The organism is Corallococcus sp. AB018, from assembly GCF_003986945.1.
Lineage (GTDB): Bacteria > Myxococcota > Myxococcia > Myxococcales > Myxococcaceae > Corallococcus > Corallococcus exiguus.
Genome location: NZ_RAWR01000318.1, coordinates 1 through 8,585 on the forward strand (window position 1 = coordinate 1; position 8,585 = coordinate 8,585).

At 69.7% G+C, this 8,585-nt stretch carries 7 protein-coding genes and 1 tRNA gene; 1 reads left to right on the forward strand and 7 read right to left on the reverse strand.

The genetic code is table 11. The features are described 5' to 3' along the window. The first annotated feature begins 476 nt into the window (after positions 1-476). Positions 477-1,475, forward strand: a complete 999-nt coding sequence (locus tag D7Y11_RS39815; RefSeq protein WP_120581304.1) for a TerC family protein — start codon at positions 477-479, stop codon at positions 1,473-1,475. Positions 1,476-1,574: 99 nt separating this feature from the next. Here D7Y11_RS39815 and D7Y11_RS39820 read toward each other — a convergent pair whose 3' ends face one another. From D7Y11_RS39820 to D7Y11_RS39850, 7 genes are all read right to left on the reverse strand, one after another. Beyond that, positions 1,575-1,865, reverse strand: coding sequence for a hypothetical protein (locus D7Y11_RS39820; protein ID WP_169822488.1), 291 nt, complete (start codon positions 1,863-1,865; stop codon positions 1,575-1,577). Positions 1,866-2,100: 235 nt separating this feature from the next. Beyond that, positions 2,101-2,172: transfer RNA gene (locus D7Y11_RS39825), tRNA-Val, on the reverse strand. 86 nt (positions 2,173-2,258) lie between these two features. Next, on the reverse strand, positions 2,259-2,543 hold the full coding sequence (locus tag D7Y11_RS39830; protein WP_120581302.1) for a hypothetical protein: 285 nt from the start codon (positions 2,541-2,543) through the stop codon (positions 2,259-2,261). A gap of 15 nt (positions 2,544-2,558) precedes the next feature. Further along, a complete protein-coding gene (locus D7Y11_RS39835; RefSeq protein WP_120581303.1) occupies positions 2,559-2,984 on the reverse strand; it encodes a hypothetical protein in 426 nt (141 codons plus the stop codon). Positions 2,985-2,993: 9 nt separating this feature from the next. Continuing rightward, a complete protein-coding gene (locus tag D7Y11_RS39840; protein WP_120581305.1) occupies positions 2,994-4,616 on the reverse strand; it encodes an Hsp70 family protein in 1,623 nt (540 codons plus the stop codon). 152 nt (positions 4,617-4,768) lie between these two features. Next, a complete protein-coding gene (locus D7Y11_RS39845; RefSeq protein WP_126936297.1) occupies positions 4,769-6,829 on the reverse strand; it encodes an ATP-dependent helicase in 2,061 nt (686 codons plus the stop codon). 46 nt (positions 6,830-6,875) lie between these two features. Beyond that, positions 6,876-8,564 (reverse strand): HEAT repeat domain-containing protein, encoded by a 1,689-nt coding sequence (locus D7Y11_RS39850; protein WP_126936298.1) that lies wholly within the window; start codon positions 8,562-8,564, stop codon positions 6,876-6,878. Positions 8,565-8,585: the final 21 nt, after the last annotated feature.

Sequence of the window (8,585 nt, forward strand, 5' to 3'; positions counted from 1 at the left end):
GGGTCGTCGTGCCGCCTTCGGGGCTCGCGCCGCAGCCAAAGGCATGGAGTGCCACCAGCAGCGCGCTGGACGTGAAGACAAATCGGTTCCGCATCGGGCAGGGGGTTTCCGTGCTCGGGGGCCCTCGAGACGGGCAGCGGCCGCGACGCCTTCGCCGGCGGCCCCGTCACCCACGCTCCAAGCCTCCGGGCTCTCGTGCCACGGGAGGTTCGGGCGCTCGGCTGGTCTCAATGGCCCGGTGAAAGCGTTCTCCAGCCGGGGTCATTGAAAACCATGGCGGAAATGAACACTTCCCCTGGCGACAAGGGCCTCAAGAGCCCCCGACCGTCCGGCCCCCCTTCCCCCGCGGGACGCCTGCTCCTGGGTGATACTTCTGTTTTCCCTAAGTATCGCGTCCGGATTCTCTATTTGCCGAAGATTGCCGACGCTCCTATTTGAGAGGGGTTGGCTCCCCGTGCCTTCCCCAGGTGAACTCGTTGGAATCCTTCCAAACCATCGGCAGCCCCCTCATGTGGGGTGGCTTCATCGCGTTTGTTTTCGCGATGCTCGCGCTGGACCTCGGTGTGTTCCACCGCAAGGCGCACACGGTGAGCTTCAAGGAGGCCGGGGCCTGGAGCGCGGTGTGGGTGAGCCTGTCGCTGGCGTTCAACGCCTTCCTGTGGTGGCGCTACGGCGCCGGGCCGGGCATGGAGTTCCTCACCGGCTACCTCATCGAGAAGTCGCTCTCCGTCGACAACATCTTCGTCTTCGTCGTCATCTTCTCCACGATGAAGGTCCCGGCCCTCTACCAGCACCGGGTCCTCTTCTGGGGCATCCTGAGCGCTCTGGTGCTGCGCGCGGCGATGATCTTCGCGGGCGTGGCGATGCTGGAGCGCTTCCACTGGCTCATCTACGTCTTCGGCGCCTTCCTCATCATCACGGGCGTGAAGCTCTTCATCCAGCGCAACCATGAAGAGCACCCGGAGGACGGCTGGCTGATGCGCACCGCCCGCCGCGTCATCCCCTCCACGCCGCACTTCCACGGGCAGCACTTCGTCACGGTGGAGAACGGCCGCAAGCTGGCGACGCCGCTGCTCATGGCGCTGATGCTGGTGGAGGCGTCCGACGTGCTCTTCGCGCTGGACTCCATCCCCGCCATCTTCGCGGTGACGCGCGACCCGTTCATCGTCTTCACGTCGAACATCTTCGCCATCCTGGGCCTGCGCTCGCTCTTCTTCCTGATGGCCGGCGCGATGGAGAAGTTCACCTACCTGAAGGTCGGCCTGTCCGGCGTGCTCGTCTTCGTGGGCGCGAAGATGGCGCTGGTGGACGTGGTGCACCTGTCCCCGGCCGTCTCCCTGGGCGTCATCGCGCTGGTGCTGGGCGGAAGCATCGTGGCCTCGCTGGTGAAGGCCAAGAACACGCCGCCGCACGCGCCCAACGCTGAGGCGTCTTCGGATGTGAGCCGCGACGCGGCGGCCACCGCGAAGAGCTGACGCTCCTGCGGAACCAACATTTTTCCGGCTGTGGGTCCCATGGGGTGTGGGGCTCCGGGCCCGGGCCCTCGAAGCGCATGGGGGCTCGGGCCTCTTTTTTCAGTGGCCCCGGGACAGTTCCATGAACTCCAGCCAGGAGCGGATGGCGTCCTCGAACTCCTCCAGGGGCAGGTCCTGGGAGCGGCCGGGGATGGCCACCTCACTGTGGATGGAGGCCCGGGCCCGGTTGAGCTCCAGGCTCCAGGTCTCCCCGGTGACGTCCCACCGCTCCCGCTGTCCCTGCCGCAGCGCCGTCAGCTCGCGCAGCATCCCCTGCGCCCGGTTCGCATCCGGCCGCAGCTCCTGGGCGAGGTAGTCCGCCAGCACGTCGTCGGGCGGCAGGCCACTCACGACCGCCCGTCCCTGCTGATCCCACGTGAATCGCAATGTCCTGGGCACGGCCAGGAAGGTCGCACAGTCCGCGGATCCCCGGCCACGCCCCGACCCTGCCGATTGCGCCGGAACCCGACACTGCGGCCCGGCCGCGTGCGGCAGCCAACGGGCGCCTCCGCCCGGCGAACAGCGACTGTCAGGAGCTGGAAAAGCGAAAGGCCGTGAGCCCCTGAGGACTCACGGCCTTTCTGAGTGGGCGCGGCAGGTTTCGAACCTGCGACCCCTGCCGTGTGAAGGCAGTGCTCTACCGCTGAGCTACGCGCCCTGCTGTCTGTGCCGCCCGCCGCGCCACCGCTGCGCAACGGACGCGGCGGTAAATGCCATTCGTGCGCGTGGGTGTCAACGCCTTTTCTAGGAGGATTCTTCCGCGAGCGCTTCCAGCTTCTCGTCCAGCTCGCGCAGGCGGCGCTTGAGGCCCGCGAGCTGCTTCCCCACGGCCTTGAAGTCGCCCTTCGGCGCGAAGTGCAGGGCCTTCATGACCTCTTCCTGTCCGCGGTCCAGGGCCTGCTTGCCGCGCTGGACGCGGCCAATGGCCTGGGCCACGGCCATGGCGCGCTTCTCGTCGGCCATGAGCTTCTCCATGGCCATGCTGGACAGTCCCAGCGCCTGCTTCTTCAAGTCGTCGCGGATGCCCATGGGTGTCCTCTGGCCTCAGGGGCCGTCGGGGAACTCGGTCTTCAGCGCGGCGAAGACGCGGTCGGCGATGCCCTTGTAGCGCATGCGTTCGATGAGCGGCTGCAGGTCCCCCCGCATGGAGATGCGGCGCTTGAGCACCGCCTCCACCGGATCCAACGTGCCCAGCAGCAGCTGCTTCCAGACGGAGTACGGCGCGCGGGCCAGGTACACCGGCTCCAGCTCGTCCAGGTCGTCCGGATCCGACAGCACGCGGGCCCGCTTGATGTCGCAGTCCCCGGGCTCCACGTGGACGACGAAGGACTTGTCCAGCTTGCCCTTCTCCGCCTCGATGATGGCCCCGAAGTCGCCCTTCCATCCCTTGCCGGCGATGGCGCACTCCGGGTCTGCATTGGTGAGCCGGACGGCTTCGTCCAGCCATTCCTTCGACGGAAACTTCGGCATCGCGCCTCCCTACCCCCTACGGAAGATGCTCTTGATGCTGGAGAAGAGGCCGCGGTCATCGCTCGGCCCGCTGCTGCTCGACGGAGCAGCCGGCGTGTTGCGCGAGGCGACTTCCTGCAGGGCCTTCTTCAACTGCTCGGGCGTGTCGCGGGTGGCCAGATCCACCTTGCGCGACATGCCGCTCGCGTCCTCCACCTGCACCTGGAGGAGACACTCCTCGGTGAGGCGGAAGTCGATCTTCCGGCCCGCGGCGGCGGCCGGCACGCGAACGGTGCCCAGGTACTCGTTGTCCACCATCAGGTCGCTGTCGCCCTGATAGATGTCCAGCTCGATGAACTGCGCGCCCGGCTGCTGCGGCGGCGGCAGGCGGAAGCTCTTCACCATCGGGATCAGCGAGTTCTTCTCGATGATGCGCTTCACGCGGCCGTTGGGCATCGCGTAGCCAATGGGCATGGACAGCGCGTCCAGCAGCGTCACCGCGTCGATGCTGCCCAGCGAGTCGCCCAGGAGCGCGGCGCCCAGGGCCACGCACTCGTCCGGGTGCACGCCCTTGCGCGGGGCCTTGCCGAAGTGGGCCTGGATCTTCTGCTGGACCAGCGGCATGCGGCTCTGCCCGCCCACCAGGATGATCTCGTCGATCTCCGAGCGGCTGATGCCCTTCTCCGCGAGCACCCGGTCGCAGATGTCGAAGGTGCGGTCCACCAGGTCGCCGGTGAGGTTGTTGAGGTAGTCGCGGGTCAGCGGGATGCGCAGATCCAACGGCTTGCCCTTGCGCTCTTCAATGTAGGGCAGGTCGATGACGACGTTCGGGATGAGCGTCAGGTCGATCTTCGCCGCCTCGGCGGCGTTCTTGATGCGCTGGAGGGCGATGGGGCTTTCGGTCAGGTCGACCTTGGTCTCGTCGCGGAAGCGCTCCAGCACGTACTCCATGATGCGGTTGTCGAAGTCCGCGCCGCCCAGGAAGGAGTCGCCGCCGGTCGCCAGCACCTCGAAGACGTTGCCGGCCAGGTGCAGCACGCTGACGTCGAAGGTGCCGCCGCCCAGGTCATAGACGAGGACCTTCTGATCCAGTCCCCGGTTGAAGCCGTAGGCCAGCGCCGCGGCGGTGGGCTCGTTGACGATGCGCTTCACGTCGAAGCCGGCCAGCCGCCCGGCCTCCTTCACCGCGTTGCGCTGGTTGTCGTTGTAGTAGGCGGGGACGGAGATGACGGCCGCGTCGATGGGGCCGCCCAGGAACTGCTCCGCGATGGTCTTCAGCTGCGACAGCACGAAGCTGGAGACCTGCGGCAGCGTGTAGAGCTTGCCACCCATCGTGACGGCGGTGTCCCCGTTGGGGTCCTCGACGATGTCGTAGGGGAAGTACCCCTTGAGGTCCTCCACCGCCTTCGAATGGTACTTGCGGCCGATCAGCCGCTTGGTGCCCCAGAGCGTGTTCTTGGGGTTGGTCACCATCTGGTCCTTGGCGACGCCGCCGACCAGCAGGTCGTTCTTGGCGGACAGCGCGACCACGGAGGGCAGGATGAGGTTGCCGCGGTCCGTGGGGACGATCTTCGGGATGCGGTTGCGCACGGATGCCACCAAGGTGTTGGTGGTGCCCAGGTCAATCCCGACGATGCGAGGTCTGTCCGCCATGAAGGTCAACGTGCACGGCTCAGGGGGAGGCCGCGCCCGTCCTCACTCTCTAGCACGTCGAGGCGTCGCGTGCGCGTTTCTAGGCGGACGCTTCCTCCCTGACTGTAGTTCTGGCCAGCCTGCCCACCAGGGGGGCTGATTTCGGGCCCGGCCTACAGCTCCCGGTCTGGATCCGGCCCCAGGTCGCGCAGGCGGATCGGCCCGTCGGGCTCCGGGGGCGGGTGCGTCTCACACACCGCGTCAGGCCCCACCGGCAGCTCGGCCAGGAAGCGGGACGGGGTGAGCAGCAGCCGCCCGTCCTCCCGGGGCAGTGAGGTGTGGGGGTACACGAGCCACAGCGCCTCCCGGGCCCGGGTGACGGCGACATAGAAGAGGCGGCGCTCCTCCTCCTCGTTCTCCAGGTCGCGCGTGGCGAGCGACAGGGGGAAGCGCCCGTCGGTGAGGCTCAGCACGAAGACGGTCCGCCACTCCAGCCCCTTGGCCTGATGGACCGTGGTGAGGGTGAGCACGTCGTCCGGGGCCTCGCCGTCGCCCTCCAGGGCGGCCCGGGCGGAGAACTCGGCCACCAGGGCGATGGCGGACAGGAAGCGGGGCACGTCCTCGAAGCGGCCGGCGAACTCCTGGAGCTGGCGCAGGTCCTCCGCGCGGGGGTCCACCCCGTCCGGAGTGGTCGGGGGCTCGCGAGCCGCCAGCACCTCCGCGAGCAGCGCGCCGGGGCTCCGAGCCTCTCGGACGGACAGCGTGGTCATCAGGGTCTGGAAGCGCTGGAAGCCGGCCTTCGCCTTGCGCGGCACGTGGGCCTGGACGTCCGGGTGGGCCAGCGCGTCCGGGAGGGACATCTCCGGAGGCAGCGCGGCCAGGGCGGTCCACAGGTGTTCCGTGCTGGCGGTGCCCACGCCGGAGAGCTTCCGCGCGAGCCGCTTGAAGGCCAGCTCGTCGTTCCGGTTGTGCGCCCATCGCAGGTGGGCGAGCGCGTCCTTGACGTGGGCCTGCTCGAAGAAGCGCACCCCGGAGCGCACGCGGAACGGCAGCCCGTGGCGCGTCAGCTCCAGTTGGAGCTCCAGCGAGTGCAGGTGGGCGCGGTAGAGCACCGCCATGGACTCCAGCCGCTGCCCCCGGGCGCGCAGCTCCAGGACGCGCTCGGCGACGAAGGCGGCCTGGGCCTTCACGTCGCGGGTGGGTACCACCTGGGGCACGGGACCGGGCGCGCCGTCGGACACGAGCGCCTTGGGGAACTGGCGGGTGTTGCGCTCGATGACGGCGTTGGCCAGCCGCAGCACCTGGGGCGTGGAGCGGTAGTTGCGCGTGAGCGGATAGATGCCGCAGCCGGGGTAGCGCTGGGGGAAGTCGATGATGTTGGTGAACTCCGCGCCCCGGAAGCTGTAGATGGACTGACAGTCGTCGCCCACGACGGTGAGGTTGCGGCGCTCGCCCACGAGCAGGTCCACGAGGTCGCCCTGGAGGCGGTTCGTGTCCTGATACTCGTCCACGAGCACGCCCTTGAAGCGCCCGGTGAGCTCCGCGCGGACGGACGGGTGGTCCTCCAAGAGCCGCTTCAGGTGGGCCAGCAGGTCGTCGTAGTCCATCAGGTGCAGCTGGGCCTTGCGCTGCTGGAAGCGGCGCGCGGTGGCGAACACCTCTGGGGCCACGGGCAGCATCTCCCTGCGCCGGTCCACCAGCACCTGCGACACGGGCTGCTGGAGGTTGGTGGCCAGGGAGACCAGGTCCAGCAGCGCGTCCGGACGCGGGAAGCGCTTGTCGCTGCGAAGCTTCCGCTCCGCCAGGCACGTGGCCATCAGGTCCCGCGCGTCCTCGCGGTCCAACACCGTGAAGCCGGTGGAGAAGCCGAGCGCCCCCGCGTGCTGGCGCAGGAGCACGTGCGCCGCGTGGTGGAAGGTGCCTCCGAGGAGACTGCCCACGTCCGCGAAGCCGCCGGCCAGCTCCTCCACGCGGCGGGTCATCTCGCGCGCGGCCTTGTTGGTGAACGTGAGGAGTAGCAGCGAAGACGGCGGGACGCCCCGCTCCAGCATGCGCGCCACGCGGTACGTGAGCGTGCGCGTCTTGCCGGAGCCCGCACCGGCGATCACGAGCACGGGCCCCTCCCCTGCTTCGACGGCCGCGCGCTGCTCGTCGTTGAGCGCGCCATCCAGGTCCAGACCGCGCGAGGGCGCTCCGGAGGGGACGGTGTGGATCAGCGGCAGGGGGGCGGCCATGGGGGGCTGGGACTCTAACCGCCGCCGTCGGGTCCGCCAGTCCGTCTCAGGGAGGGGTGGATCCAGCCAACCGGGAGGCTGCCGCGGCGCGGACCTCCGGGGAGGGATCGCGCTCGCGGGCCAGCTCCAGCAGCAGCGTGCCCACGGGCTTGGGCAGCTTCGCGCTCGTCGCCTGCTGGAGCGCCTGGGTGCGCTCCTTCACTCCCTGCGACAGGCGCTCGGCGACCTGTTGATCCGCGCAGGTGCGCACGCCGGGGTGCTGCTGGCGCAGGAGCAGCTCCGCGTCCGCGAGCTTCGCCTCGGCCAGGCGGACCGCGTCCTGGGCGGTGCGCTCGAAGGTGTCCATGTCCTCGGGGAACTCCGTCTTCTCGTTGCGGACCCGGGCGATGGCCTGGGCCGCGAAGCGCGCGTCCACCACCGCCGCGCAGAGCTGGCGGGCCGATGCCAGGGGCACCCCACCCTCCGCGGACACGAGCTCCTCGCGCGCGGTCGTCTGGGCCCACACCGCGAGCTGCCGGGCCGCCACCGCCGCGGAGAACGCCTGGCGGCGCTGCTCGCGCAGCTGCACCCAGCGCCAGAGCACCACCGGATCCGTGCCGCCGGACTCATAGACGCGCTGGTACTGGCTGGCGGCCTGCTCCAGTTGGCCGCTCAGGTCCAGGAGCGCCGCCACGGTGATGTAGAGCTCCGGGCTGCTGGCGCGCTCGCGCAGGGACTCCAGCCGCACGGCGATTTCGTAGCCGGCCACGGGGGCGGGCAGCGCGGAGAGCACCGAGCGCAGCGACGACAGCGCGTTCTGGCGGATCAGCGGGTTGCGCGCCGTGCGCAGCGCCTCCAGCAGCGGATCCACCGCGCGCACGGAGACGTGCTGGCCCAGCTCCTCCGCCGCCTGCCAGCGGTCCAGCGGATCCGGCGCCACGAGCGCGCGCTTCAGGTCCTCCAGGTCGCGCAGGTAGTGGCCCGCCTGCATCGCGCGAACGGCGGGCTCTGTGCGGGAGAGAGCGCCCTGCTCCTCGCGGGCGCGGGCCAGGCGCGCGGGGAAGCCCGTCAGCTTCGGCCCCAGCGGGTGGACCTTCACCTTCGCCTCGGCCTCGTCCACCAGCCCGGAGACGAGCAGTCCCTCCACCTCCAGCTCCAGCAGCTTGACGCGGACCTCCTCGCGGTGCGCGCCCGCGGGGAAGTCGCGCAGGTAGGCGAAGAGCTTTCCGGCGTCCTTGGCCTGGGCGAAGGACTCGTCGTCCAGCTTGCGCTCCAGCTCGTCGCGGCGCGCGCCGGCGGCCTCGCCCTGGAGGAGCTGGGACACGCGCTTGAGGTCCGTGGTCGACTGGACGTCGCGCTCCTGCGCCGCCTGCAGCCGGTTGCGCGCCTCGTCGCGGTGGGTGCCGTCGGGGTGCTCAGCGAGGAACTGCCTCCACCCGGCCTCCGTGTCCGCCTCCTTCGCCGCGTTGAAGCGCAGGCCCTCCAGCAGCGACTTCACCCGCTGCTGTTGCGGCGCGTCCGGGTACGTCTCCAGGAAGCGCTTGTAGGCGAGGACCGAGTGCAGCCGCTTCGCCTCGTCGAACTCCAGCCCTTCGATGCGCCCCTGGGCCGTCAGGGCCTCGGGATCCTCCGGGTTCTCACGCAGGAAGTCCTGGTAGGCCTGCACGGTGTCCAGCTCGCTGGCCTTGTCGAAGGACATGTGCGAGCAACCGGTGGCCAGGAGCACGAAGGCGAGAGCGCGGCGGAAGGTGGGCATTCCCCTCCAGCAATACCCCAC

Coding starts and splice junctions, on each gene's coding strand:
- D7Y11_RS39830 (WP_120581302.1), bottom strand. CDS start 2,543: ATGGGCATCCGCGACGACTTGAAGAAGCAGGCGCTGGGACTGTCCAGC.
- D7Y11_RS39835 (WP_120581303.1), bottom strand. CDS start 2,984: ATGCCGAAGTTTCCGTCGAAGGAATGGCTGGACGAAGCCGTCCGGCTC.
- D7Y11_RS39840 (WP_120581305.1), bottom strand. CDS start 4,616: ATGGCGGACAGACCTCGCATCGTCGGGATTGACCTGGGCACCACCAAC.
- D7Y11_RS39845 (WP_126936297.1), bottom strand. CDS start 6,829: ATGGCCGCCCCCCTGCCGCTGATCCACACCGTCCCCTCCGGAGCGCCC.
- D7Y11_RS39850 (WP_126936298.1), bottom strand. CDS start 8,564: ATGCCCACCTTCCGCCGCGCTCTCGCCTTCGTGCTCCTGGCCACCGGT.